21 protein-coding genes and 1 tRNA gene are annotated in these 25,034 nt (G+C 69.3%); 15 read left to right on the top strand and 7 right to left on the bottom strand.

Annotated elements, in window-relative coordinates; translation table 11 throughout:
• Positions 1-60 precede the first annotated feature (60 nt).
• From GV015_RS08135 to GV015_RS08145, 3 genes are all read left to right on the top strand, one after another.
• On the top strand, positions 61-3,576 hold the full coding sequence (locus tag GV015_RS08135) for an SdrD B-like domain-containing protein (RefSeq protein WP_159877845.1): 3,516 nt from the start codon (positions 61-63) through the stop codon (positions 3,574-3,576).
• 179 nt (positions 3,577-3,755) lie between these two features.
• Complete coding sequence (locus tag GV015_RS08140) at positions 3,756-4,889, top strand: hypothetical protein (RefSeq protein WP_079705167.1); 1,134 nt, start codon at positions 3,756-3,758, stop codon at positions 4,887-4,889.
• 173 nt (positions 4,890-5,062) lie between these two features.
• Positions 5,063-7,591, top strand: a complete 2,529-nt coding sequence (locus tag GV015_RS08145; RefSeq protein ID WP_064294324.1) for an ATP-dependent Clp protease ATP-binding subunit — start codon at positions 5,063-5,065, stop codon at positions 7,589-7,591.
• A gap of 126 nt (positions 7,592-7,717) precedes the next feature.
• On the opposite strand, the gene GV015_RS08150 is transcribed toward GV015_RS08145, so the two are convergent.
• Positions 7,718-8,644, bottom strand: coding sequence for a Ppx/GppA phosphatase family protein (locus tag GV015_RS08150; RefSeq protein WP_079705168.1), 927 nt, complete (start codon positions 8,642-8,644; stop codon positions 7,718-7,720).
• A 283-nt stretch (positions 8,645-8,927) separates the two neighbouring features.
• Between GV015_RS08150 and GV015_RS08155 the strand changes: the two genes are divergently transcribed.
• From GV015_RS08155 to GV015_RS08175, 5 genes are all read left to right on the top strand, one after another.
• Positions 8,928-10,304 (top strand): glucose-6-phosphate dehydrogenase, encoded by a 1,377-nt coding sequence (locus tag GV015_RS08155; RefSeq protein WP_159877846.1) that lies wholly within the window; start codon positions 8,928-8,930, stop codon positions 10,302-10,304.
• Between the two features lie 248 nt (positions 10,305-10,552).
• A complete protein-coding gene (locus GV015_RS08160; RefSeq protein WP_124768749.1) occupies positions 10,553-11,071 on the top strand; it encodes an amino-acid N-acetyltransferase in 519 nt (172 codons plus the stop codon).
• 259 nt (positions 11,072-11,330) lie between these two features.
• Positions 11,331-16,244, top strand: coding sequence for an ExeM/NucH family extracellular endonuclease (locus tag GV015_RS08165; RefSeq protein WP_159877847.1), 4,914 nt, complete (start codon positions 11,331-11,333; stop codon positions 16,242-16,244).
• Between the two features lie 110 nt (positions 16,245-16,354).
• Complete coding sequence (locus GV015_RS08170) at positions 16,355-17,020, top strand: hypothetical protein (protein ID WP_124768751.1); 666 nt, start codon at positions 16,355-16,357, stop codon at positions 17,018-17,020.
• 87 nt (positions 17,021-17,107) lie between these two features.
• On the top strand, positions 17,108-17,515 hold the full coding sequence (locus GV015_RS08175; RefSeq protein ID WP_079705172.1) for an SseB family protein: 408 nt from the start codon (positions 17,108-17,110) through the stop codon (positions 17,513-17,515).
• 171 nt (positions 17,516-17,686) lie between these two features.
• Here the strand turns inward: GV015_RS08175 and radA are convergent, their stop codons facing one another.
• Positions 17,687-19,063, bottom strand: coding sequence for a DNA repair protein RadA (radA, locus tag GV015_RS08180; protein ID WP_159877848.1), 1,377 nt, complete (start codon positions 19,061-19,063; stop codon positions 17,687-17,689).
• Positions 19,064-19,172: 109 nt separating this feature from the next.
• Here radA and GV015_RS08185 point away from each other — a divergent pair.
• A tRNA-Ser gene (locus GV015_RS08185) sits at positions 19,173-19,262 on the top strand.
• Between the two features lie 142 nt (positions 19,263-19,404).
• On the opposite strand, the gene GV015_RS19235 is transcribed toward GV015_RS08185, so the two are convergent.
• From GV015_RS19235 to GV015_RS08200, 4 genes are all read right to left on the bottom strand, one after another.
• Positions 19,405-19,539, bottom strand: coding sequence for a hypothetical protein (locus tag GV015_RS19235; protein WP_256377199.1), 135 nt, complete (start codon positions 19,537-19,539; stop codon positions 19,405-19,407).
• Positions 19,539-19,718: a hypothetical protein gene (locus GV015_RS08190; RefSeq protein WP_159877849.1), complete on the bottom strand. Its 180-nt coding sequence runs from the start codon at positions 19,716-19,718 to the stop codon at positions 19,539-19,541. The genes GV015_RS19235 and GV015_RS08190 overlap by 1 nt, the downstream gene beginning before the upstream one ends.
• A 210-nt stretch (positions 19,719-19,928) precedes the next feature.
• Positions 19,929-20,285, bottom strand: coding sequence for a hypothetical protein (locus GV015_RS08195; RefSeq protein ID WP_159877850.1), 357 nt, complete (start codon positions 20,283-20,285; stop codon positions 19,929-19,931).
• The gene (locus tag GV015_RS08200; protein WP_137242223.1) at positions 20,278-20,538 is read right to left on the bottom strand and encodes a hypothetical protein; all 261 of its coding nucleotides are present in this window, start codon (positions 20,536-20,538) and stop codon (positions 20,278-20,280) included. Before GV015_RS08200 ends, GV015_RS08195 begins: the two co-directional genes overlap by 8 nt.
• A 180-nt stretch (positions 20,539-20,718) precedes the next feature.
• Between GV015_RS08200 and GV015_RS08205 the strand changes: the two genes are divergently transcribed.
• The 4 genes from GV015_RS08205 to GV015_RS08220 are packed head-to-tail and all read left to right on the top strand — an operon-like array spanning position 20,719 to position 22,875.
• Positions 20,719-21,684 (top strand): nuclear transport factor 2 family protein, encoded by a 966-nt coding sequence (locus GV015_RS08205; protein ID WP_159877851.1) that lies wholly within the window; start codon positions 20,719-20,721, stop codon positions 21,682-21,684.
• 40 nt (positions 21,685-21,724) lie between these two features.
• Positions 21,725-22,093, top strand: a complete 369-nt coding sequence (locus tag GV015_RS08210) for a nucleotide pyrophosphohydrolase (RefSeq protein WP_236555374.1) — start codon at positions 21,725-21,727, stop codon at positions 22,091-22,093.
• Between the two features lie 9 nt (positions 22,094-22,102).
• A complete protein-coding gene (locus GV015_RS08215) occupies positions 22,103-22,366 on the top strand; it encodes a DUF1653 domain-containing protein (RefSeq protein WP_086474529.1) in 264 nt (87 codons plus the stop codon).
• A gap of 17 nt (positions 22,367-22,383) precedes the next feature.
• A complete protein-coding gene (locus GV015_RS08220) occupies positions 22,384-22,875 on the top strand; it encodes an SRPBCC family protein (RefSeq protein ID WP_124768758.1) in 492 nt (163 codons plus the stop codon).
• Between the two features lie 13 nt (positions 22,876-22,888).
• Here GV015_RS08220 and GV015_RS08225 read toward each other — a convergent pair whose 3' ends face one another.
• Entirely contained in the window at positions 22,889-23,206 is a 318-nt protein-coding gene (locus GV015_RS08225) for a hypothetical protein (RefSeq protein WP_124768759.1), read from the bottom strand.
• Between the two features lie 71 nt (positions 23,207-23,277).
• Here GV015_RS08225 and GV015_RS08230 point away from each other — a divergent pair, with 71 nt between their 5' ends.
• Positions 23,278-23,628, top strand: a complete 351-nt coding sequence (locus GV015_RS08230) for a DUF6804 family protein (protein WP_159877852.1) — start codon at positions 23,278-23,280, stop codon at positions 23,626-23,628.
• A gap of 56 nt (positions 23,629-23,684) precedes the next feature.
• Complete coding sequence (locus tag GV015_RS08235; RefSeq protein ID WP_159877853.1) at positions 23,685-24,968, top strand: FAD-binding protein; 1,284 nt, start codon at positions 23,685-23,687, stop codon at positions 24,966-24,968.
• The last annotated feature ends 66 nt before the right edge of the window (positions 24,969-25,034 follow it).

The following is a 25,034-nucleotide window of genomic DNA, read 5'->3' on the forward strand; positions in this document are numbered from 1 at the left end:
TCAGTCGACCAATTTGTGTATCGTGTGACGGCCCCCTCTCCTCCAGAAGGTCGGACCCACGTGAACACCATCCTCTTCCGCAGGGCGCTCGGCGCCCTGTCCATCGTCGCCGTCACCGGTGGCGCCATGTTGCCGGTCACGGCACCGGACACCACCTCGACTCCCGCTGCCGCCGCGACCCAGTCGCTCGGCCTCAACACCTCGCTGCAGCGGACCGCCACCGGGAGCGTTCCCTTCGATCAGGCGCCCGGTCCGGGGCTCGACGTCTCAGCCGACGACGCGGTGCTGCGGTCCCACGACGCCGTGACATACACGATCGAGGCGCAGCTGCGCGGGGCCGCCCGCGACAACCGGGTGGTCGTCCGACAGCGGCTGCCCGAAGGGTTGCAGTGGCCCACCGTCGATCAGTTGCCGGGGTACTGCGTCGCCGGATCGACGGTCAGTCCCGACCGCGCCGTCCTCGACTGCGTCCGCTCCGACGTCCTCCCGAACTCCGTGAGCGCCATCGAGCTCACCGCGATGCTCACCACCGCGCCGGCGAACGGCACCGTCATCAGCGCGCCGCAGGACGGTATCGAGATCATCGCCGCCGACGCCGCCGACGGGTCCGAGATCCGGGCCAGCACGACCGCACCGGATCTGGTGGTGAGCAGCGGCCCGCGCGTCAACGTCGGCGTCCGACGGGGGCCGGTCGTCGACGGCGTGCAGGAGCAGGACGGCACCGTGGGTTGGTACATCGCACACGACACCTACCTCTCGATCACCGATTTCGGCACCGATGAGGGACGCGGCGCTCGCGGATCCGGGAACGTCGTGGGCGACGTCACCTTCGTCATCGATCTCAACGGGTATCCAGCCGGCGCGCGGCTCGCGACCGTCAACCCTGAGGGGAGGCCGGTGCCGCAGAGCTGTCTCACCGGGGCCTTCGACTCCGCGGTCTTCCCGAAGGCGGCGGGCGGAGGCGACGACGCGGTCTCGGATTCCGGGACCTGGACCTGCGAGCCGGCAGCCGACGGCCGTTCCGTCCTCGTCACGGTCAGTGGGGCCGACCTGAGCGGCGACCACATCCCCTCGCGGTCCGCTTCCGGCTCCGCGATCACGGCGCAGGGCTACCTCGCCATTGGACGATTCGGCGTGTTCGTGCCCGAGGACGACGTCCCGGCGAACGGCGCCCTGCCCGTGCGGCTGGACCTCGCCGATCTCCGCGTGACGGGTGTCGCCGCGGACGGGTCGCCTCTGCCGAACGCTCCGGAGCCGCTGGCGGACAACGTCGCCACCGCGACGATCGCCCAGCGCACCGGCGGCGGAGACCACGCGAGCCGGTACTCGGACCGCCGGACCGACAACCGCATGGTGCCCGGACAGAGCACGGCCGGCTCCGGCGACGGGCCTGTCGCCGGCGGCCAGCGGTTCGAGCAGACCGTCGCCTGGAACAACACCACGACGAGCCCCCTGACCGGCGCCGTGCTCTGCGCGGTGTTCGACCCGGCCACCCAGCAGGTCGGTGAGCGTCCCGGCGGAGGAGACCCTGCAGAGTTCCGCTCAACCGCCGGGGCTGTGATCGTCGAGTACGGGACGACGCCCAGCGTCGACGCCGCGGCCGACGCCGAGACCCGGCAGGCGCAGATGGATGCGACCACCTGCGACGACGCCGACGACACCTGGATCGCCGACCCGTCACTCGTCGACACCGACGACATCACGAAGGTCCGTCTTCGTCCCGTCGACGGCGAGCTCCCTCCTCGCACGAGCGTGACCCTGTGGGTGCAACTGCAGGCCAGACAGGGCCTCGACGTGGGCACCATGATCACCGAGACCTACAGCATCAAGTCCTCCGGCAACGGTCCGGACCGGGAGTCGGCGACCGCCTGGGTGGAGGACGGATGGTGGCACGGCCGGTACCGCGCGTCCGAGGGCAACGCACAGTACCCCCGTGGCGATCAACTGGTCGCCGCGAACGCGGCGGTCACGCTCAACAAGCGGGCCACCTCACCGGAGGTCGCGCCTGGCGCTCCGGCACCGATCGCGGCTGGCTCACCCATCACCTTCGATGTGCGTCCGCAGATCATCACCCCCGACGGGGTGGCCGATCGAGCCGACGCCGTGACGGTCACGGACTCCCTGCCGGCCGGATTCCTCTTCGACGAGGGTTCGGCGACCCCGGCGGCCACGACCGTGGTCCCGCAGGCGGACGGCAGCACGCTCCTCACCTGGGACCTCGGGCGGATCCGACAGGGAGCCGAGCCGGTGATCGCCTACATCGCGGTCTCGGACCGGTTCTCCGTCGGACAGTTCCTCAATCGTGCGATCGTCGCGAGTCCGGACGACCCGGGGTCCCTGACGGACTTCCCCGCGGAGCCAGGACGACTCGACTCCCACTACTCCTGGCAGTCGATGGTGGTCACCACCCCATCCGGACTGCAGATCGACAAGCACGTGGCCCGGTCCGTCGTCGAGTTCGGCGACGCGGTCGAGGTCGACGTCGTCTTCGGGAACATGAGCGCCGGGGCGGTGCAGCGCGAGGTGCGGATGATCGACGTCCTCCCGTACCCGGGCGACGAACGTGGCTCGACCGGGCAGGGCGTCCTGGCGGGTTCGGCCTCGTCGGACGGAGCGGACCTCCGCTACACGGCGGCCCCCGGTGATGCGGTCGCGAGCAACGTCGACCCCGTCGTCGACGACGGCTTCGGCACCCTGCCGGACGGAGCGCGGTGGTGCGCGGCGGACGAGTTCGGCATGACCGGCTGCCCGGCGTCCATCGCAGAGGCGACCGCGATCGAGGCCACCGTCGCCGAGCTCGCGCCGTTCGCGCCGGTGGTCGTCGACTACGAGCTGACGACCACCGGTGCCGCGGTCGACGCCCGGTTCGTGAACGACGCCGTCGTGCACTCCGCGACGCAATCGCTCGGCGCACAATCGCCTCAGGTCGCGGCTCAGCTGGTGAGCTCGGCGCTCGGCGAACGCATCTGGTGGGATCTCGACGCGAACGGGCTCGACGACGACGGGCTCGACGGGACGCCGGGGCCTGGTGTCGCAGACGTCGAGCTCGAACTGACCGGCACCGACAAGCGCGGGGAGCCGGTCACCCGGACTGTCACGACCGACGCCGACGGGCAGTACCGGTTCGAGGCGCTCCGTTCCGGTGCCTACCGGATCGACGTGCGACTCCCAGACGACCTGATGGCCGACGCCACGTCGCCTCGGGTCGGCGACGACGATCTCCGGAACTCCGCGATCGACCCGGCGGAGTGGGTCATGGCGGACATCGTGATCGCGGACCCGTCGCCGAGTGGAGCCGACGGCGAGGACCTCCGTTGGAACGGCGGTCTCATCGCGACCGAGCCCGGGACCGGCCCGGCTCCGGAGGGACCGGGCGCGACGCCGGGTGCGCCGGAGGCCACGACCGGCCGGGACACCGCGAGTCCGCTCGCCGTCACCGGCGCCGGGCTCACGACCGGCGCGCTCCTCGCGGCCGGCCTGCTCGTCGTCGCCGGTCTGCTCGTCCTCGCGCTGCGGCGGACGCGACGCCTCGTCGCACCGGAGCAGCCGCCGGACGGACCGGTCACGACCGAGTGACGAGGCCGTGAGTCGGGCCGCGGGATCGAGGTCCTGCGGCCCGACCCGGCTCCGAATGTCCGCAGAATCGACCCCGGATCGAGGGGTGGGTGCTCCCTATACTGGGGTCAAGTCAGGCCCACGACGGCGTCGCCTGCTCCCGGTCGACCCTTCGCCTGACGCGATCGAAGGAGGCATCAGTGCACCACACCGATATTCCGACCCGCTCCGACATCGTCGAGCTCGCGACCGCCCGAGAAGCGTCGAGCGTGTCGATCTACCTCGAGACGAGCACCAACCCCGCGGACACGAGCCACATCCGGCTCGACCTGAAGAACCAGGTGAAACAGGCCGTCGAACAGTTGGCGTCGGCCGGGGCGGACCGCACCGACGTCAGCCGGTTCACCGACGAGATCGATCGGCTCCTCGAAGACCCCGACTTCCTGCGGTACCTGTCGTCGAGCCTCGCGATCTTCGTGAGCCCGTCGACGACCAGGTACTTCCGCGTGCCCAACGTCCTGCGCTCGTGCAACGAGGTCTCCGACCGCTTCTACATCAAGCCGCTCATGCGCGCCCTCACGTTCCCGCAATCCGCCTACGTGCTCGCCCTGGCGCAGAGCGGCGTGCGGCTCGTCGCCGTGGCACGGGACCTCCCGGCGACGAGCATCGAACTGGACATCCCCGACGACGTCGCGGCGGCCGCCCACGTGGACTCCATCCGTGGGCGTGGATCGAACGGTCGGGAGCAGCTCGGACGCATCCAGGGGTCGGAGGGCCAGAAGATCCGGATGCAGGAGTATGCACAGGTGATCGACAAGGCGCTCGCCCCTATCCTCGCGAATTCGAAGGAGCCGTTGATCCTCGCCGGAGCCGAGCCGATGACCGGGATCTTCCGATCGGTGTGCACCTCGAAGCAGTTGGTGAAGCCCGAGATCGAGGGCAATCAGCAGGAGCGCTCGGACGAGCAGCTCGCCGCGGCGGCCCGCCCGATCCTCGACGAGCTGTACGCCGCCGAACTGCACGCACTGTGCGAGGAGTTCGGCACCCGCGCGTCGAACGGCCGTGCCGTGACCGACCTCGGCGACGTGGCACGCGCCGCGACGGCGAACGCGGTCGACACCCTGTTCGTCGACATCGACAGCAACCTGCCGGGCACGGTCGACGAGACCACCGGTGTCGTCACGCTCGCCGACGACGCCGACGCGACGAACTACGGCGTGATCGACGAGATCCTCCGCCGGGCGCTGCTCTCCGACGCTCGGATCCTCGCCGTCCGCGCCGACGACGTCCCCGGCGGGGGCGCCCTCGCGGCGACCGTCCGGTTCCCGGTCTGACCGAGCCGCGATCCTCCGACACCCGCAGCGCACGTGCCCGGTGCACGTGCGCTGTGGCGTTCCCGGTGGCCGCGCATCACGCCCACGGCGAACAGGGGCGAAGAGAGCTGCGGCGGTCGTTACGCTCCTACTAACGGCATCACCACCCTGCCCGGTGCCGGAGGAGAGTGATCATGTTCGAGAGATTCACCGACCGTGCGCGTCGTGTCGTCGTCCTGGCCCAGGAAGAGGCCAAGATGCTCAACCACAACTACATCGGGACCGAGCACATCCTGCTCGGCCTCATCCACGAGGGAGAAGGAGTCGCCGCCAAGGCGCTCGAGTCCCTCGGGATCTCCCTCGATGCCGTGCGCGAGCAGGTCACCGACATCATCGGCACCGGCCAGCAGCAGCCGACGGGACACATCCCGTTCACGCCGCGCGCCAAGAAGGTGCTGGAGCTGAGCCTGCGCGAAGCGCTGCAGCTCGGCCACAACTACATCGGCACGGAGCACATCCTGCTCGGCCTCATCCGCGAGGGCGAGGGCGTCGCAGCCCAGGTCCTCGTGAAGCTGGGTGCCGACCTCAACCGCGTGCGCCAGCAGGTCATCCAGCTGCTGTCCGGCTACCAGGGCAAGGAAGCAGCCCCGGTCGGCGGCAACCAGAGTGAGCAGCAGGCACAGGGCGGGTCGCAGATCCTCGACCAGTTCGGCCGTAACCTCACGCAGGCCGCGCGCGACAACAAGCTCGACCCGGTCATCGGTCGCGACAAGGAGATGGAGCGGGTCATGCAGATCCTCTCCCGTCGCTCGAAGAACAACCCGGTCCTCATCGGTGAGCCCGGCGTCGGCAAGACCGCCGTCGTCGAGGGTCTCGCCCAGGCGATCGTCAAGGGCGATGTCCCGGAGACGCTGAAGGACAAGCAGCTGTACTCGCTCGACCTTGGCTCGCTCATCGCCGGCAGCCGCTACCGCGGTGACTTCGAGGAGCGCCTGAAGAAGGTCACCAAGGAGATCCGCACCCGCGGCGACATCATCGTCTTCATCGACGAGATCCACACCCTCGTGGGTGCCGGTGCCGCCGAAGGCGCGATCGACGCGGCCTCCATCCTCAAGCCGCTGCTCGCTCGCGGTGAGCTCCAGACCATCGGTGCCACCACGCTCGACGAGTACCGCAAGCACTTCGAGAAGGACGCCGCACTCGAGCGTCGCTTCCAGCCGATCCAGGTCATGGAGCCGTCGCTGCCCCACACGATCAACATCCTCAAGGGGCTGCGCGACCGGTACGAGGCACACCACAAGGTGTCCATCACCGACGGCGCGCTCGTCTCGGCGGCGAACCTCGCCGACCGGTACATCTCCGACCGCTTCCTGCCCGACAAGGCCATCGACCTGATCGACGAGGCCGGTGCACGCCTGCGTCTGTCGATCCTCTCGAGCCCCCCGGAGCTGCGCGAGTTCGACGACAAGATCGCCGGCGTCCGCGAGGCCAAGGAGACGGCCATCGAGGAGCAGGACTTCGAGAAGGCGGCGTCGCTCCGCGACGAGGAGAAGAACCTCCTCGGCGAGCGTCTGCGCCTCGAGAAGCAGTGGCGCTCGGGCGACGTCAAGACGACCGCCGAGGTCGACGAGGGTCTGATCGCCGAGGTCCTCGCCCAGGCGACCGGCATCCCCGTCTTCAAGCTCACGGAAGAGGAGTCCTCGCGACTCGTCTTCATGGAGAAGGCGCTGCACCAGCGGGTCATCGGTCAGGAGGAGGCCATCTCGGCGCTTTCCAAGACCATCCGCCGCACGCGTGCCGGCCTCAAGGACCCGAAGCGTCCCTCGGGCTCGTTCATCTTCGCCGGCCCCACGGGTGTCGGTAAGACCGAGCTCGCGAAGGCGCTCGCCGAGTTCCTGTTCGACGACGAAGGCGCGCTGATCTCCCTCGACATGTCGGAGTACGGCGAGAAGCACACGGTCTCGCGACTGTTCGGTGCTCCTCCCGGGTTCGTCGGCTTCGAAGAGGGCGGCCAGCTCACCGAGAAGGTGCGTCGCAAGCCGTTCAGCGTCGTGCTCTTCGACGAGATCGAGAAGGCCCACCCCGACATCTTCAACTCGCTCCTCCAGATCCTGGAAGAGGGCCGGTTGACGGATGGTCAGGGTCGCGTCGTCGACTTCAAGAACACCGTCATCATCATGACCACCAACCTCGGTGCTCGTGACATCGCCGGTGGTCCGGTCGGCTTCCAGATCGAGGGCAACGCCTCGACCGGGTACGACATCATGCGCGGCAAGGTGAACGAGGAGCTGAAGAAGCACTTCAAGCCCGAGTTCCTGAACCGTGTCGACGACATCATCGTGTTCCCGCAGCTGTCGAAGCCGGAGCTGCTGCAGATCGTGGACCTGTTCACGAAGCGTCTCTCGGAGCGTCTGCTCGACCGCGACATGACGATCGAGCTCACGCTGCCGGCGAAGGAGCGCCTCATCGAGGTCGGCTTCGACCCGACCCTCGGTGCTCGTCCGCTGCGTCGTGCGATGCAGCGCGAGGTCGAGGACCAGCTCAGCGAGCAGATCCTCCACGGCGAGCTCAACGCCGGCGACCACGTGCACGTCGACTTCGTGAACGGCGCGTTCGCCTTCACGACCTCGGCTCGTGGTGAGTCGGTCGGTGCCGGCGTCAACGCGCAGGCGTCGCTCGGTACGGGTTCGGCCACGCCGGACCTCGCCATCACGGGCGAGTAGTCCCGAGTCACCGAAGGCCCCCACTCCGCGGAGTGGGGGCCTTCGTCGTGTCAGGGGTGTTCGTTCGCCCATCTCCGGGCGCGCGAGCACTGGAGCGCCCGAACCTGGGCGAGCGAACGGTGGCGGTCAGCCGAGGCGGTCGAGGTACCGGAGGATGATGCCCTCGCGGAGCGCCCAGGGGGAGACGTCGAGCTCGCGGACGCGGAAGGCGGCCATCGCCTCGGACAGGACGATGCCGCCGGCGACGATCTGGAACGTGCGGTCGGCGGTGATCCCGGGGAGCGCGGGGCGGGCCTCAGCCGGAATGCGGGCGAGCCGGGGGATCCAGTCGTCGAGCTGGCTGCGCCGGAGCAGCGATCGTTCGGTGCCACCGATCCCGTCTGCCACCGATCCTGCGAGGCGTGCGAGGGAGCGGATGGTCTTGGACGACCCGACGACGTGATGGGCGTCGGGCTCCTCGGCGAACGCGGGGAGTGCCGCGGCGAGCACCTCGCGGGCGTGCAGGCGGAGCGCCTCCTGCTGTGCGGCGGTCGGTGGGTCGTCGTGGAGGAAGCCGACGGTGGAGCGTCCGGCGCCGAGCGGGAGGGAGATCGCGACATCGGGGTACTCGTCGCCGCCGGCCGCGATCTCGAGTGAGCCGCCGCCGATGTCGAGGAGGAGCATCTCGCCGGCCGACCAGCCGTACCAGCGGCGGACGGCGAGGAAGGTGAGCTTCGCCTCGTCGTCGCCGGACAGGACCTGCAGGGCGATGCCGGTCCGCTCCTCGACGAGGGCGAGGACCTCCGGCCCGTTCGTCGCCTCACGGATGGCCGAGGTCGCCATGGAAAGGAGCTCGTCGAGGCCGCTCTCGCGGGCGATCGCTGCGGCTGCACCGATCGACTCGAGGATGACCGCGACGCCCTCATCGCTGATCGATCCATCCGGCGTGAGGTATCGCATGAGTCGCAGCACCGACTTGTGCGACGACTGGGGGATCGGCCGGGCTCCCGGGTGGGCGTCGACGATGAGCAGGTGGACGGTGTTCGATCCCACGTCGAGGACTCCGAGTCGCATGCGCTCACAGTACTGCCTGCCTGCCTGGGTGTGCTGTGGTCGGTCGCCAGCGCGGTGCGCTGACGTGAGCGCGGGTCCAGCGCGTGAGCGCGGGTCTCCGGAGGGTCGCTCCCACGTCCCTGACCCGCGGCGAGGCCTATACCGCGCCACTCGCGTCAGCGCACCGCGCTGACGCCCACACCCTCGCGCTCGCGTCAGCGCACCGCACTGAGCCGGGGTGGGGCGGACCTCGGGAGGGTGCAAGGCCGCGCGACCTCGTCGGCGCACCGCGTAGGATCGCCGCATGACCGCCGCCACCTCGGAATCCTCCGCCCCTCGAACCCTCGTGATCCTCGGTGCCGGGGGCGATCTCACGGCCAGGCTCCTGCTGCCCGGACTCGCGTCGCTCCTCGGCTCCCCGCGCGGCGAGGCGGTGCGCCTCATCGGAGTCGACCGGTCCGAGTCGAGCGACGAGGCCTGGCGGAAGCGCGTCGGGAACGCGTTCGCCGACGCCCCGTCGAAGCTCGCCGAGACGATCGTCGCCGAGACCACCTACGTGCAGGCCGACGTCTCCGACCCGGCGTCGCTCGAACGCGTCCTCGCGGCAGCCGGACCGAACGTCGCGCTCTACTTCGCCCTGCCGCCCGCCATCACCCTGCTCGCGTGCAAGGCGCTGCGGAAGCTGGAGCTCCCCAAGGGCATCATGCTCGCCCTCGAAAAGCCGTTCGGCACCGACTACGCCTCCGCCCGCTCGCTCAACCGCCTGCTCCAGCACCTGGTGCCGGAGGAGCAGGTGTTCCGCGTCGACCACTTCCTCGGCAAGTCGACGGTCCTCAACCTGCTCGGCCTCCGCTTCGCGAACCGCATCTTCGAACCGCTCCTCTCCGCCGACAACGTCGAACGCGTCGACATCGTCTTCGACGAGCAGCTGGCCCTCGAGGGTCGCGCCGGATACTACGACCGTGCGGGCGCCCTGATCGACATGATCCAGAGTCACCTGCTCCTCGTCCTCGCGTTCGCCGCCATGGAGCCACCTGCGAGCGTCGACGCCGAGGATCTGCGCGGCGGGATGGCCCAGGTGCTGCGGGCGACCCGTCCGTGGAAGGCGAACGGCACGGAGAGTCGTCGTGCACGCTACGGCGCCGGGACGATCGGCGACCGCAAGCTGCCCGCCTACATCGACGAGCAGGGCGTGGACCCGTCGCACCACACGGAGACGCTCGCCGAGATGACCCTCGCGATCGACAACTGGCGTTGGGCCGGTGTCCCGTTCGTGCTGCGGTCCGGGAAGGCGCTGGCGGACACCCGTCAGGAGATCGTCTTCACCTTCAAGCCGGTGCCGCACCTCCCGTCCGGCCTGCACGGCATGAAGACCCCGGCGCGGCTCCGTATCGGCCTGAAGCCGGCGTCGCTCGACCTCGACCTGATGATCAACGGCGAGGACGACCCCTTCGAACTGGACCCGGTCGCCCTCCACGCAGAACTCCAGGCGGGGCAGCTCAGCGCCTACGGCGAGGTCCTGTCGAGCATCCTCGAGGGAGACCCGACCCTGTCGGTGCGCGGTGACGTGGCCGAGCAATGCTGGCGGATCGTCGCGCCCGTGCTCAAGGCGTGGCGCAAGGACGAGGTGTCCATCGACACCTACCCGGCCGGCACCGCGGGCCCGAGGTCCTGGCACTGATCCGCCCCTCGTGATCCGGTGCCGTCACTCCGGTGTCCGGAGCCAGCGCGGTGCGCTGACGTGAGCGCGCCCCACCGGACCGAGCGCGCCCCTCCGGAGGCCCGCGCTCGCGCGGCTGGGTAGCGCTCACGCCGCTTCGGCAGCGCTCGCTCGAGCGCACCGCGCTGGCGCCCACCAATCCGCGCTCGGTCGGGAGCACCGCGCTGCCGTCAGTAGACTTCTCGGAGGTTCTGACAGGAGGAGGCGGGATGGTCGAGCAGGCTCAGCAGGGGTATGTGGTCCGTCGCGCCCGCACGAGCGACGTCCGCCGCATCCAGGCGCTCGTCGAACCACTCGTGCAGCAGCGCATCCTCCTCGGCAAGGACGACGTCGTGTTCTACGAAGCGGTCCAGGAGTTCCGCGTCGCCGAGACACCCGACGGCGAACTCATCGGCTGCGGCGCGCTGCACGTCATCTGGGAGGACCTCGGTGAGGTCCGCACGCTCGCCGTCTCCGCAGACCACCTCGGCACCGGGGTCGGCCACGCGCTCGTCGAGCGCCTCGAGCACGACGCGGTCGAGCTCGGTCTGCGTCGCCTGTTCTGCCTGACCTTCGAAACCGGCTTCTTCACGAGGCACGGCTATCAGGAGATCGGCGAGGAGATCGTCCCACCCGAGGTCTACGCACAGCTCGTGCGCTCCTCGGACGAAGGTGTCGCGGAGTTCCTCGACCTCGCGCGGGTCAAGCCGAATACGCTCGGTAACACGCGGATGCTCAAGCTGCTCTGAACCACAGCTTGAAGGTTGGTGCTCGTCGGAGTGACCGATGAGACCGTTCACAATGCCGCGCTGATCAGCGCTTTCCTTCGTTTCCAGCGCGAAGCCCGTGCTCAGATGAGCAGGCCCGGATTTACGTGCCGTTCACATTCGCGGTGGTCTTCCGTCACGCATGTCGGTTAGCTTGTGAGGCACTACCCATCGTCTGTGCCTCGAATGGGGGTGCGTTGTCGCGCGCTCCGAACGAGGACGGCCCTCGATTCGGAGCCACATGTCGTTCAAACACCCGTGGAGGCTGTCCGCCTTCGCCGCCCTTGCCGGGCTCGTCGCCGCGCCCCTCGTGGCGACACCAGCCGTCGCCTCGACCGACGGCCTCGGTGTCGTCATCAACGAGGCCTACCTCTCGGGCGGGAGCGCGAACGCGCCCTACCTGAATAAGTTCGTCGAGCTCTACAACCCGAGCGACGCGGTGGTCGACGTCAGCGGCTGGTCGATCCAGTACCGCAAGCTCGACGGCGTCGGCGCCTCGTCCACCGTCGTGCCACTCACCGGCTCCATCGCGGCCGGCGGCTACTACCTCGTCTCCGGCTCCTCGAACGGCGCCAACGGCGTCGCCCTGCCGACCCCCGACGTCACGAGCACCCTCAGCCCCCAGGGCCAGAACGGCACGCTCGCGCTCGTCGCCTCGACCACTGCGGTCACGCTCACGCCCGGCTCCGTCGTCGGCGACCCGGCTGTCGTCGACCTCCTCGGCTACGGCACGTCGAACACCTTCGAGACGGCCGCGTCGCCGTCCCCGTCGGGCAACACCGTTCCGCAGTCGATCGTGCGCACCACCTTCGCCGACACCGACAGCAACGCCGCCGACTTCACGCTCAGCGACACGGTCACGCCGCAGAACAGCGCCGGCGACACCCCGGTCGACCCCGAGCCCACGCCGGAGCCGACCCCCGAGCCCACCGACCCGACCACCCCGGTCGAGCCCGGTACGGCGACGATCGCGGAAATCCAGGGCACCGGTGCCGCGAGCACGATGGTCGGCCAGACGGTCACCACCACGGGCTTCGTCACCGCGAGCTTCCCGACCGGCGGCTTCAACGGCTACTACCTGCAGACCGCGGGCACCGGCGGAGCGATCGACCCCGCGACGCACCTCGCGTCCGACGGTGTCTTCGTCTACTCGCCGGCCACCGTCGGCTCCGTCACCGTCGGCCAGTACCTGCAGGTCACCGGCGTCGTGGACGAGTACTACGGACTGACGCAGCTGAAGGTCACGGACGCGGCCGCCGTCACGGCACTCGACGCCACCGGCGTCGCCGCGCCGACCGCCGCCAGTGTCGCCTTCCCGGCGACCGACGAGGAGCGCGAGCGCCTCGAGGGCATGCTGCTCGCCCCCGCCGGCGACTACACGGTCACCGACACCTACAGCACGAACCGCTACGGCGAGATCGCACTCGCGGCATCGACGACGCCGTTCGTCACGCCGACGGTCCTCGGCAAGCCCGGTTCCGCTGAGGCGCTCGCAGCCGCGGCCCGTGTGCCGGCGGAGAAGGTCGTCCTCGACGACGGCTCTACCGTCGACTTCTCGAAGGCGGAGAACACGGGCATCCCGCTCCCGTACGTCTCGACCACCGCGCCCGTCCGGGTCGGTGCCGCCGTCGACTTCACCGCTCCGGTCGTCTTCGACTTCCGCAACAGCAACTGGAAGTTCCAGCCCACGCAGCAGCTGACCGGTGCCAACACGGCGACCGTGCAGCCGGCCACGTTCGAGAACACGCGCTCCACCTCGCCTCGCGGTGTCGGCGGCGACGTGTCCCTCGCGACCTTCAACGTCCTCAACTACTTCGCCACCACCGGTGACTCCCGGACCGGGTGCACCTTCTACACCGACCGTCAGGGCGGCAAGACCACGGTGAACAACTCCGACGCCGCCGGTTGTGGCGTCCGGGGCGCGGCGACGGCCGAGAGCCTCGCCCGTCAGCAGGCGAAGATCGTCTCCGCGATCAACGCCCTGGACGCCGACGTCGTCTCGCTCGAGGAGATCCAGAACTCCGCCTCGATCGGGCTCGACCGCGACGACGCCGTCAAGACGCTGACCGCGGCGCTCAACGCCGATGCCGGTGCAGGCACCTGGACGTTCGTCCCCTCGCCCGCGAAGGTCCCCACGGACGAGGACGTCATCCGCACGGCCTTCATCTACAAGTCCGCCACCGTCGAGACCGTCGGTGAATCGCGCATCCTGCTCGACTCGCCCGCCTTCGACAACGCCCGTGAGCCCGACGCGCAGGCGTTCAAGCCCAAGGGTGCGGACGACGCCGCGACGTTCCTCGTGATCGCCAACCACTTCAAGTCGAAGAGCACCTCGGCAGCGGCCACCGGTGACAACGCCAACACCGGGCAGGGCGCCTTCACCGGCGACCGCACGCGTCAGGCCAAGGCCCTCGTGACCTTCGCGGACACGGTCTCGAAGGATGTCGGCACGAAGAAGGTCTTCCTCGTCGGAGACTTCAACTCCTACGACGCCGAGGACCCGCTGGACGTGCTCCGCGACGCCGGCTACATCAGCCAGGAGGCCAAGACCGGCGAGTACACCTACGCATACGAAGGCGCGGTCGGATCCCTCGACCACATCTTCGCGTCGCCGGAAGCCGACCAGAGCGTCACCGGTGCCGACGTGTGGAACATCAACTCCGTCGAGTCGATCGCCCTCGAGTACTCTCGCTACAACGCGAACGTGACCGACTTCAACGTGCCGGACATGTTCCGCTCGAGCGACCACGACCCCGTGATCGTCGGCATCAGCGCCGACGCGAGCGAGTCCGCGACCGTCAACCTGCTCAACATCAACGACTTCCACGGTCGGATCGACGCCAACACGACGAAGTTCGCGGGCACGATCGAGCAGCTCAAGGCGATGTTCGCGCCCGACCAGACGGCGTTCATCTCCGCTGGTGACAACATCGGCGCCTCGCTCTTCGCCTCGTCGGCGCAGCAGGACCAGCCGACGATCGACGTGCTGAACGCGCTCGGTCTGAAGGCCTCCGCGGTGGGCAACCACGAGTTCGACCAGGGCTACGGCGACCTCGTCGACCGCGTCATGGCCGACGGGAAGAACGCGGCCTGGCCGTACCTCGGTGCCAACGTCTACGAGAAGGGCACGAAGCAGCCCGCGCTCCAGGAGTACACGATCCTCGACATCGACGGGGTGAAGGTCGCCGTCGTCGGCGCCATCACGCAGGAGACGCCGACGCTCGTGTCGCCCGCCGGCATCGCCGACCTCGACTTCGGTGACCCGGTCGAGGCCGTGAACCGCGTCGCGGCTCAGCTGACCGACGGCGACGAGTCCAACGGTGAGGCGGACGTCATCGTCGCGGAGTACCACGAGGGTGCTGGAGCCGGCACGCCGGACGGCGCGACCCTCGAGCAGGAGCTCGCCGAACAGAGCGCCTTCACCGAGATCGTCACCACGACGAGCGCGGACGTCGACGCCATCTTCACCGGCCACACGCACAAGCAGTACGCGTGGGACGCTCCGATCCCCGGCGTGACCGGCAAGACCCGCCCGGTGCTCCAGACCGGCAGCTACGGCGAGTTCATCGGTCAGATCACGCTGACCGTCGACCGCGCGTCGGGTGACGTCACCGCCTACACCGCGAAGAACGTCGCACGCACCACGGTGGCCGAAGCCGACCTGGTCAAGCAGTTCCCCGCGGTCGCGACGGTCAAGACGATCACCGACAAGGCCCTCGCGGTCGCGGCGGAGATCGGCAACCAGAAGATCGGTGAGGCGAAGGCCGACATCACCCGCGCGTTCAACAACGGGGTGAAGGACGACCGCGGCGCCGAGTCGACGCTCGGTGCGCTCGTCGCCGACTCGCTCCGCGCCTCGCTCTCGAGTGCCGACCGGGGCGGAGCCGACATCGGCATCGTCAACCCGGGTGGCATGCGTGAGGAGATCCTCGCGGGCGACATCACGTACGCCGAGGCGAACGCGGTGCTGCCGTTCCTCAACAACCTGTGGACGACCTCGCTCACGGGTGCACAGTTCAAGACCGTGCTCGAGCAGCAGTGGCAGCTCGACGCGGCCGGGAACGTCCCGTCCCGTCCGTACCTGCAGCTCGGACTGTCGTCGAACGTGCAGTACACGTTCGACCCCACGAAGGCCCAGGGACAGCGGATCACGAGCATCACGGTGAACGGTGCGCCGATCGACCCGAGCAAGAGCTACCGGATCGGCTCCTTCAGCTTCCTGCTGCAGGGTGGCGACAACTTCCGTGAGTTCGCGAACGGCACGGACACGCGCGACTCCGGTCTCGTCGACCGCGACGCGTGGATCGCCTACCTGACGGCGAACAGCCCGGTGTCCCCGGACTTCGCCCGGCAGAGCGTGCAGGTCACGAACGCGCCGACCGCAGCGGTCGCCGCTGGGAAGACGGTCTCGTTCGACGTCGCGAAGCTCGACCTCACCTCGACCGGCAGCCCGGTGAACACCTCGCTGGCGATCGAACTCAACGGCTCGCCGATCGGGACGGTCCCGGTCACCGCGGGGGCCGCGACGGTGTCCTTCACCGTCCCGGCGGGTACCGCTGACGGCGCGGCGACGGTGCGCCTCACGGCACTCGAGTCGGGGACGACGCTGACGGTGCCGCTCACGGTCGCGACGCCGCCGGTGGTCACGCCGCCGACGCCCGCGCCGGAGTCCGCGCTCATCCAGGCGCTCAAGGACCTGATCAAGGCGATCACCGACTTCATCATCGGCAAGCTCGCCACGATCCACGTCGGCAAGGAGTACGCCGGCACCTGGGTCAGCGTCTGGCTGCACTCCGACCCGATCCTCGTCAGCGACGGCCTCGTGCAGGTCGACGCGGACGGCAACGTGCAGGTCACGGTTCCTGAGGACGCCCCGGTCGGTGCTCACCGCCTCGTCGTCCAGGACGCCGACGGCAACGTCATCGGCTGGCAGGACATCGTCGTGCAGGCTGCGGCGGTCGACCCCGGCACCGACCCGGGCACCCAGCCCGGCGCGGGCGGCGGGACCGGTTCGGGAACGGCCGGCGGCAGCCAGGACGGCAGCCTGAGCAAGACCGGTGCCGAGCCGTGGGGGAACGCGGCGCTCGCCGCACTGCTCCTCGTCGGTGGTCTGGCGCTCGTGATCGCCCGTCGTCGCTCGGCGCAGCAGCTCTAGGCGCTCGCACCACTCAGCACCATCCCGATGCCTCGTCGTCGGTCGGACCACGGTCCGCACCGACGGCGGGGCATCGGGCGTTTCCGCGCCGCTGCACTTAATCTGTGAGCATGTCGAGCCTCACGAATCCCCGCGGACCGGAGCGGCCCGCCGTCTACTGGCGACGCAGGTTGATCGTGTTCGGCGTCCTGCTCGCCGTCATCGTCCTGGTCATCGTGCTCATCGTCCGTCTCGCATCGGGTCCGGGCACCGAGAACACGGCCGCGACGCCGACCCCGACGCCCACCGCGACCCCTGCGCCGACGGCCGCGCCGGAAGCGTCGACGACCGCACCGATCGATGAGGCCGCGACCACCGACCCCGGTTCGGCGGCCGCGTGCACGGCCGACCAGATCCGAGTCGAGGCCGTCGTGAACGGGACGAGCTTCGCGGCGGACGAACTCCCGCAGCTCTCGCTGAGCGTGACGAACACCGGTTCGGCCGCGTGCACGATGAACGCCGGCACGAGTCAGCAGGTCTTCACGGTGTCGAGCGGTGAGGAGCCCTACTGGACGTCGACCGACTGCCAGACGGCACCGAGCGACCAGCAGGTGCTCCTCGAGCCGGGGAAGACGGTCTCGTCGAACCCGCCGATCACCTGGGACCGCACGCGGTCGGCGCCCGACACCTGCGATCAGCCGCGCGACCCGGTGCCCGCCGGTGGCGCCTCGTACCACCTGAACACCTCGATCGGCGGCTTCGCCTCCGCCGACAGCGCGCAGTTCCTGCTCAACTGACGGAACCTGCTCGCCGAGCCGCCCCGGTCACTGAGCCTGTCGAAGTGCACAACCCGCAGCCCCGCACCAGCCTGCGACAATGGACGCATGGCGAAGCAGAAGCGACCCGAGTTCCGTTCCGAGCCCCTGGCCGCGGCCCTCGCCGCCGGCGACATGGTTGCCGTGGCCCTCGCCCTGCGGAACGGGCGGTTCGTCGTCCCGCTCATGAAGCCGGGTAACCCCGACAAGCCGACCGAGACCGGTGAGGTCTGGATGTTCCGTCAGCCCGAGACCGCGAGGCTCGCGCTGCTCCTCTTCTCCGATGCGAAGAACAAGCCGGCCGCTCTGCCGCCCTACGTCGGCCTGCACGACGGCACCTGGCTGGCGAGCTTCCTCCGCACCTACGGCGACGACATCGAGACGGTGCTCTTCGACGTCGCCGGTCCGCACTCGCTGCAGGCTTCGCCGGAGGAACTGCTGCGGGTCCTCGAGCTCGAGGCGCCGGCCGCCGAATAGCCCAACCCCGACCGCAAGTCCCGCTCTCTGCGTCGTCCGCGGTTCACAACTCCTGCACGTCGTCCTCCGAACCCCGGCAGGTCCCGTTCTGGGGCCCTGCGGGACCAGCCCGCAGGAGTTGTGAGCAGTACGCCCCCGGGCCTGGTTCGTGGAGCAGGTGCGCGGGCGCGCTCAGAAGGCCGCGTCGAGCTCGCGTTCGCGTCGGGCGGGCCGTGCGGCCTCGGCTGCGGTCTTCGCGATGCCCAGCACCGACTTGAGGTCGTTGCTGACGTCGGAGTTGAGCAGCAGCTTGTAGCCGAGTCGGTTGCCCTCCGAGCCGCGCTGCTTCGCCACGCTCACCGGGCGCACTTCGCCGCTGAGGCTGATCTCACCGTAGGCCGCGAGGTCGCGGGGGAGGGCGAGGTCGCGGATGACGGAGACGAGGGCGAGGGCGATCGCGAGGTCGGCTGCCGGTTCGCTGATCTTCACGCCGCCGACGGTCGAGATGTAGACGTCGTGGTCGGTGAGGTCGTAGGAGTAGCGGCCGTGCAGCACGGCGAGGATCATCGCGACACGTGAGGGGTCGACGCCATTGGTGACCCGGCGGGGGTTCGGTGCCTGCGTCTTGTTGATGAGCGCCTGGACTTCGACGGGCAGGGCGCGGCGGCCCTCCATGACGATGGTGACGCAGGTGCCGGCCACGGGTTCGTTCTGGCTGAGGAAGAGGGCGCTCGGGTCGGGGACCTCGGCGATGCCGTCGCCGGCCATCTCGAAGCAGCCGACCTCGTCGGTGGCGCCGAAGCGGTTCTTCTGTGCGCGGAGGAAGCGGAGCGCGGTGTGGCGGTCGCCCTCGAACTGGCAGACGACGTCGACGAGGTGCTCGAGGAGCCGGGGGCCGGCGATCGAGCCGTCTTTCGTGACGTGGCCGACGAGGAGGACCGGGAGGTCGCGTTCCTTGGCGATACGGGTGAGGACGGCTGAGACCTCGCGGACCTGGCCGGGTTGTCCGGCGAGGCCGTCGGACTGCGAGGAGGACACGGTCTGGACGGAGTCGACGATGAGGAGCTTGGGCTGCACCTGGTCGATGTGGCCGAGGATGGTGGCGAGGTCGGTCTCGGAGGCGAGGTAGAGGTCGTCGTGGAGGGCCCCCGTGCGTTCCGCGCGGAGGCGGACCTGGCCGACCGATTCCTCGGCGCTGACGTAGAGGACGCGGGCGCCGGTCTTCGCCGCTCGGGACGCGACCTCGAGGAGCAGGGTCGACTTGCCGACGCCCGGCTCGCCGGAGAGGAGGATCGCGGCGCCGGGGACGATGCCGCCGCCGAGCACCCGGTCGAACTCCGCGATGCCGCTCGACCAGCGCGGTGCCTCGTCGGCGCGGGCCTCCGAGATGGGACGTGCGGCGCGTTCGTCGGAGGCGCGGATCGGCGTCAGCTTGCCGAGGACGCCGGTGGGAGCCGACGCTTCGACGACCGTGCCCCACTGCTGGCATTCGCCGCAGCGGCCGGCCCATTTGGCGGTGGTCCAGCCGCATTCAGTGCAGCGGAATGCGGGGGAGGGTGCCTTGGCCATGCGGCCAGCCTAAGCGCGGCCGCCGACACCGCCGGCCCTCCGCGCCGCCTGTGGATGACCGGCATCGCTCAATTCGCGTCGGCGCTCGTCTTCTATTACACTCGACCCCGGTACCGTGTCCGAGCGGCCGAAGGTGCAACTCTCGAAAAGTTGTGTGCTTGAAAGAGCACCGTGGGTTCAAATCCCACCGGTACCGCCACGAAAAAGCCCCCTCCATCCCCGAGCAACACCGGGACGGAGGGGGCTTCTTCTCTTTCGAGGCCGCACGTTCCGTGTGTGACGACCTGCTCCCGAGATCTTGCAGCGCGGCGGGGTAGTGCTGCTCCTAGCGACTCGACATGTCACACCAAACCTGCCGTGTTCACCGCAATCCACACGACGATTGCCACCAACACGATCACGGCAACCCACGCGACGATCTTCGCTGGACGGCTCGCTTTCTCCTTCGGAACACCCGGCGGCGTGCGATCGTTCATCACTTCTCCTTCCGCAGCAGGAACCCGATCGGTCCAATCGCTCCCGGACGGGTCGCGTTCACCGGCTCCCACCCACGGTCAACGAGTTCAGATAGTTCACGGTTCGCCGCATCTTCCTCCGACTCACCCCTGAACCGTTGCCCCGACGGCAGGGATATGTACCAGAACTCGTAAGACATGGGGTGAGCTTAGCCACGCGCGGCGAGCGAGGTTGTGCACACCTGAGACGCGCTTCGAGCGTTTCCGATTTCCGACGGTTGTGAGGCCGCTGGGATGGAGGGGCTTTCGTCGATGTGCCGCCCGTAACGGCGGGCCCGCGACGATACCAACAGCCAAGGTCGCGAATAGCAGTTCGCGGTCGTCTCGCCGTCGGGGCGTTACGAGTCGCGCTACATCTGCCCACCCGAAACCCCAGCGGTCCTCTGTGAGAGCCGTGCCAGAGCCCAGTACCCGGCAAGGAGCACGAGTGCTGTGAAGACAGCCGGTGCGCCAGCGACCAGGCCGAGGTACGCCATCACGAGACCTCCGTCGATGGAGGGAGCCGTCAGTTCATCCGATGAAGGGTCGATCTGCGCCAGAAACGGCCCACCGAACAGCACGATGAGGGCCCCGAGCAGGTAGACACAGACGATGGTGACGAGGACCCCGACGCTGACCCGTTTGCTTCCCGCTAGGAATTGCAGTGCCGACCAGATCGCGAGGACGCTGCAGATGGGGATCAGGACCAGGAGCCATGACTCAGTCATGGTGAGTTTTCTCCGAGTCCAGGGCAGGATCGCTGGACCGGATCGCATCCGCGGCCTCGCTCGTGGTGAAGCCCTCATCAAGCAACTGCGCTCGGAGCTCGGCGTCGGCGCGCGCCACCTTGCCCTGCGGCCGTCGGCGGCGCATCCGCACGTACTGGGTGCCTAGCGCGAGGACGAGGAAGAGCACGAGCCCGGCGAGCAGGAGTCCGAGCGCGAGCAGCAGCCCGCCACCCACGTCTTGAATCAGGCCCACGATGCACCCCCCCGGATGTCACGGTCGTTGCACCCAGGGTAGAGAACGGATCGAACGGATGCGAGCTGCGAGAGGAGACTGTGGGAAGTCTCCATCGCTGTCGAACTGAAAAAGACCGATTCCCAGCGAAGCCCAGGGACACCTCACCTGAGGTTCAGAACGCCGTCGCACAGTGATTCCATGACCAGATCACGCGCCCTCGTCGTCCCCCTCGTCCGCACCGCCGCCGTCCTCGCCGGCGTCTCACTGCTCGCGGGGTGCCAGGCCACCTCGGCAGCCGTGCCCGATCCGTCGTCCTCGGTCTCGACGGCACGGAAGGGAAGCGCCGACGGCGGCTCGACGGGCGACCGCAGCGACTCGAAGACCGAGCAGAAGAACCTCGCCGCCGTGCTCAAGCTCTACACCGACGCCTTCCCCGACCCCGCCTCCTCGAAAGCGGTGGCCACGACCGACAAGCTCGTCGCGGCCGACGCCGTCGCGCACGGTTCCGGGCAGAAGTCCGGTCCGAGCGGCGTCCTCGCCGAGTTCACCGCCGACCGGACGCGGGTCCCCGGGGCGCAGGCGGTCGTCAAGCACACCGCCGCCGACGGCGACCTCGTCGCCGTGCACTACCAGGTCGCCTCCGACCCGGCCGACGAACGGACGGGCGAAGCCGCTGTCGACCTGTTCCGGGTGCGGGACGGCGCCGTCGTCGAGCGCTGGGCGTTCGATCAGCCGATCGCGACCGGGACGCCGGCGAGCGGGAACACCAACACAATGTTCAGCGACCTCTACAACCCGGCGAAGCCCGCGGTCGCGCCGTCGGAGTCGCAGGAGGAGCAGAACCGGACGTTCGCGGTGAGCGCGTACAACACGCTGTTCCGCGACCAGGACATCTCGATCCTCGACAAAGCGTTCGACCCCGCCTACCTCCAGCACAACCCGGTCGCACCGAACGGAACGGCGGCGCTCAAGTCCTTCTTCTCGGGTTCCGCGACCTTCCCGCCGCAGGAGTCGGTCATCTCGCTGAGCGACGGCGACCTCGTGTGGACGTTCTCGCAGAGCGTCGGCGCGAAGGCCGACGACCCCGTTCTGGCGGCGGACATCTTCCGGGTCGACGACAAGCTCATCCGCGAGCACTGGGACGTGGTACCGACCGCCGGGTGATTGTCGGGCCTCCAAGCTGCGCGCTCATTAGGCTCTGGGGATGACTCAGGACTTCGCAACGCTGAACGCCCACGCGATGGAGGTCGCCGCCGCCTACGACGATCTCAGCACGAAGCGGATCGGACGCCCGTGGACGAACCAGGAGGTCGCCCTCGGCTTCGTCGGCGACGTCGGTGACCTCGCCAAGATCGTGATGACGCTCGAAGGGACGCGTCGCATCGACGGCATCGGACTCGAACAGCTCGAGCACGAACTGTGTGATGCCATCTGGTCGTGTCTCGTGCTCGCCGACCGGTTCGGCATCGACATCGACGAGGCGTTCCCCCGTCAGATGCAGGACTTGGTGCGGCACGTGTCCGACCTCCGGGCCGACGAAGCGAGCACTGACTCCGCGACGCCCGCTGGCTAGAATCGCGACATGAGCGACGACAGCACGGCCAGCACCGACGACGGCGAGTCCTTCGGCGTCGAGCCTGGCACCTACCGGCACTTCAAGGGTGCGCGCTACGAGGTCATCGGCGTCGGACGCCACAGCGAGACCGAGGAGCCGTACGTCTTCTACCGGACGACCACGACCCCGCCGACGTCGTGGGTGCGACCGCTCGCGATGTTCGTCGAGCCCGTCTCGCGCGACGGCTACGAGGGACCGCGCTTCGCCCGCGTCGAGGACGACGCCGACTGACCACGGAGGAGCACCGCATGAGCGACACCGATCACACCCAACCCGAACCGGCCGACGAGCGCGACCTGTTGGTCGAGCGCATCATCCACGCGCCGCGATCGGCCGTCTGGGCGGCGTGGACCGACCCCGCGACGCTCGGGCAGTGGTGGGTGCCGTCGCCGGCGGTGTGTCGGGTCGTCGAGTTCGAGTTGCGACCCGGCGGGTCCTTCCGCACCGAGTTCAGCGAGGACGGCGTCGACTTCGTGCCGCAGATCACCGGATGCGTGCTGGAGGTCGTTCCGGAGCAGCGTCTCGTCTGGACGACGGCGCTGACCGCAGGCTGGCGGCCAGCCGAGCAGCCGTTCATCACCGCCGTGATCGACCTCGCTGACCACCCCGACGGCACCCGCTACCGAGCGACCGCGCTCCACAGCGGGGTCGCCCAGCGCGACGAACACCTCGAACTCGGCTTCCACGCCGGCTGGGGGATCGTCACGGAGCAACTCGCCGCGCTGGTGGAGCAGCGCTGAGCAAGCCCTCCTCTCACGCCGTCTCCGGATCGGTCGCAGTGCTGGGTTCTGGCGTCAGCATCATGCCGCCCGGCGTGTAGGAGGAGTCGAGCAGGGCGCGCACCCACGCCTGGTTGACCGACGGCTCCGGCTGCGCGAACCGGAACTGCAACGGGACGTCGCTCGTGATCCAGAGACTCACCCGCCCGCCGCCGTCCACAGCCCCCTTGGTCCATTCGACGAAGAAGGACTCCCGACGACGCAGCTTGTTGCCGATCGCCGCCCTGAGGTGAGCGAGCACGCGGTCGTCGAAGTCGTAGTGACTTCCGGCACCGTAGATGAGAACCCCCATGCAGTGATTGTGCCGCATCGGCCCCGCCGCACCGCTCGGCGACGCCCCGCCGCTCCACGTAAACTCGTGGGATGCCGAGTCCGACCCCCGCACCCGCACCCTTCGCCCTTCGCCCGGCGCTCATCCCGGGCATCATGGGTGCGGTCGCGCTCATGCTCGGGCTCGCACTGCTCGAACTCGACGCCTTCACGATCGTGCTGTTCGTGGTGAGCATCCTCGCGCTCATCATGGCCGTGTTCGCCTGGCAGGCCAAGCAGCCGCTCTGGATGATCCCGACGCTGCTCATCGCGATCGTGTGGAACCCGGTCCTCCCGCTCCCGTTCAGCGGCATCCCTTGGATCATCGCGCAGTTCCTCGGCGCGGTCGTGCTCGTCTCGGTCGGCATCCTGCTCGAGAACAAGCACGCCGCCCCGCCCGCCTGACCGGAAATGTTTCGGGAACGCCTGCGGGTCGCCCCGGCTCTGGCAAGCTTGCGCTCATGACGCTTGAACGCAACTGGGCCGGCACGCACACCTTCGCAGCGCCGCGGATCGTGAACGCCACGTCGATCGACGAGGTCCGCGCACTCGTCGCGGAGGCCGCCAGGACGGGCACGCGCGTCCGCGCCCTCGGCACCCGACACTCGTTCACCGACCTCGCCGACTCCGACGGCACGCTCATCACGGTGCTCGACATCCCCGCCGACCCGGTGTTCGACGAGGCCGCCGGCTCGGTGACGATCGGAGCCGGGACCCGCTACGGGATCGCCGCCGCCTGGCTCGCCGAACAGGGCCTCGCCTTCCACAACATGGGCTCGCTCCCGCACATCTCCATCGGCGGCGCGATCGCGACCGGCACCCACGGATCCGGCAACGACAACGGCATCCTGTCCTCAGCGGTGAGCGGCCTCGAGTACGTCGACGCCACGGGCGAGCTCGTCCACGTCCGTCGTGGGGACCCCGGTTTCGACGGACTCGTCGTCGGGCTCGGCGCGTACGGCATCGTGGTGCGCGTGACGGTCGATGTGCAGCCCGCCTACCGCGTGCGTCAGGACGTCTACCGCGACGTCCCGTGGGACGCCGTCCTCGCCGACTTCGAGGGTGTCACCGGTGGTGCCTACAGCGTCAGCATCTTCACGAACTGGCTCGGCGACACCGTCGAGCAGATCTGGTGGAAGACCCGCCTGGTCGCCGGTGACGACGAGCTGCCCGTGGTCCCGGAGTCGTGGCTCGGCGTGCAGCGGGACTCCCTGACCGCCGGCAACCTCGTCGAGACGGACCCCGACAACCTCACCCTGCAGGGCGGTGTCCCCGGCGACTGGTGGGAACGGCTGCCGCACTTCCGGCTCGAGTCGACGCCGAGCAACGGCGATGAGATCCAGACCGAGTACTTCATCGACCGCGCCGACGGACCCGCCGCGATCACGGCCCTGCGTGCGCTCGGCGACCGCATCGCTCCGCTGCTGCTCGTGACCGAACTGCGGACGGCAGCGCCCGACAAGCTCTGGCTGAGCGGTGCGTACCACCGGGAGATGCTCGCCGTGCACTTTACGTGGCGCAACCTGCCCGAGGAGGTCCGGGCGGTGCTGCCCGCGATCGAGGAGGCGCTCGCGCCCTTCGGTGCCCGCCCGCACTGGGGCAAGCTCAACCTGCTGACGGCCGAGCGCATCGCCGAGGTCGTGCCGCGGCTCGCCGACGCGCGGGACCTCTTCGAAGAGTTGGACCCGGCCGGCACCTTCTCGAACGCACACCTGGAGCGCATCGGGGTTCGTCTGCCCCGGTAGCGGGTGCCGGTGGCTCGGGCGGCAGCGCGGTGCGCTGGCGTGAGCGCGGGTCATCGGGCGCCAGCG

Origin of the sequence: Plantibacter sp. T3 (genome assembly GCF_902506515.1) — a bacterium.
GTDB classification, from domain to species: domain Bacteria; phylum Actinomycetota; class Actinomycetes; order Actinomycetales; family Microbacteriaceae; genus Plantibacter; species Plantibacter auratus.

What these genes read in the sequence shown, in the direction of transcription:
- GV015_RS08145 (WP_064294324.1), top strand. Translation starts at nt 5,063, where the DNA reads ATGTTCGAGAGATTCACCGACCGTGCGCGTCGTGTCGTCGTCCTGGCC.
- GV015_RS08150 (WP_079705168.1), bottom strand. Translation starts at nt 8,644, where the DNA reads ATGCGACTCGGAGTCCTCGACGTGGGATCGAACACCGTCCACCTGCTC.
- GV015_RS08155 (WP_159877846.1), top strand. Translation starts at nt 8,928, where the DNA reads ATGACCGCCGCCACCTCGGAATCCTCCGCCCCTCGAACCCTCGTGATC.
- GV015_RS08160 (WP_124768749.1), top strand. Translation starts at nt 10,553, where the DNA reads ATGGTCGAGCAGGCTCAGCAGGGGTATGTGGTCCGTCGCGCCCGCACG.
- GV015_RS08165 (WP_159877847.1), top strand. Translation starts at nt 11,331, where the DNA reads ATGTCGTTCAAACACCCGTGGAGGCTGTCCGCCTTCGCCGCCCTTGCC.
- GV015_RS08170 (WP_124768751.1), top strand. Translation starts at nt 16,355, where the DNA reads ATGTCGAGCCTCACGAATCCCCGCGGACCGGAGCGGCCCGCCGTCTAC.
- GV015_RS08175 (WP_079705172.1), top strand. Translation starts at nt 17,108, where the DNA reads ATGGCGAAGCAGAAGCGACCCGAGTTCCGTTCCGAGCCCCTGGCCGCG.
- radA (WP_159877848.1), bottom strand. Translation starts at nt 19,063, where the DNA reads ATGGCCAAGGCACCCTCCCCCGCATTCCGCTGCACTGAATGCGGCTGG.
- GV015_RS19235 (WP_256377199.1), bottom strand. Translation starts at nt 19,539, where the DNA reads ATGAACGATCGCACGCCGCCGGGTGTTCCGAAGGAGAAAGCGAGCCGT.
- GV015_RS08190 (WP_159877849.1), bottom strand. Translation starts at nt 19,718, where the DNA reads ATGTCTTACGAGTTCTGGTACATATCCCTGCCGTCGGGGCAACGGTTC.
- GV015_RS08195 (WP_159877850.1), bottom strand. Translation starts at nt 20,285, where the DNA reads ATGACTGAGTCATGGCTCCTGGTCCTGATCCCCATCTGCAGCGTCCTC.
- GV015_RS08205 (WP_159877851.1), top strand. Translation starts at nt 20,719, where the DNA reads ATGACCAGATCACGCGCCCTCGTCGTCCCCCTCGTCCGCACCGCCGCC.
- GV015_RS08210 (WP_236555374.1), top strand. Translation starts at nt 21,725, where the DNA reads ATGACTCAGGACTTCGCAACGCTGAACGCCCACGCGATGGAGGTCGCC.
- GV015_RS08215 (WP_086474529.1), top strand. Translation starts at nt 22,103, where the DNA reads ATGAGCGACGACAGCACGGCCAGCACCGACGACGGCGAGTCCTTCGGC.
- GV015_RS08220 (WP_124768758.1), top strand. Translation starts at nt 22,384, where the DNA reads ATGAGCGACACCGATCACACCCAACCCGAACCGGCCGACGAGCGCGAC.
- GV015_RS08225 (WP_124768759.1), bottom strand. Translation starts at nt 23,206, where the DNA reads ATGGGGGTTCTCATCTACGGTGCCGGAAGTCACTACGACTTCGACGAC.
- GV015_RS08230 (WP_159877852.1), top strand. Translation starts at nt 23,278, where the DNA reads ATGCCGAGTCCGACCCCCGCACCCGCACCCTTCGCCCTTCGCCCGGCG.
- GV015_RS08235 (WP_159877853.1), top strand. Translation starts at nt 23,685, where the DNA reads ATGACGCTTGAACGCAACTGGGCCGGCACGCACACCTTCGCAGCGCCG.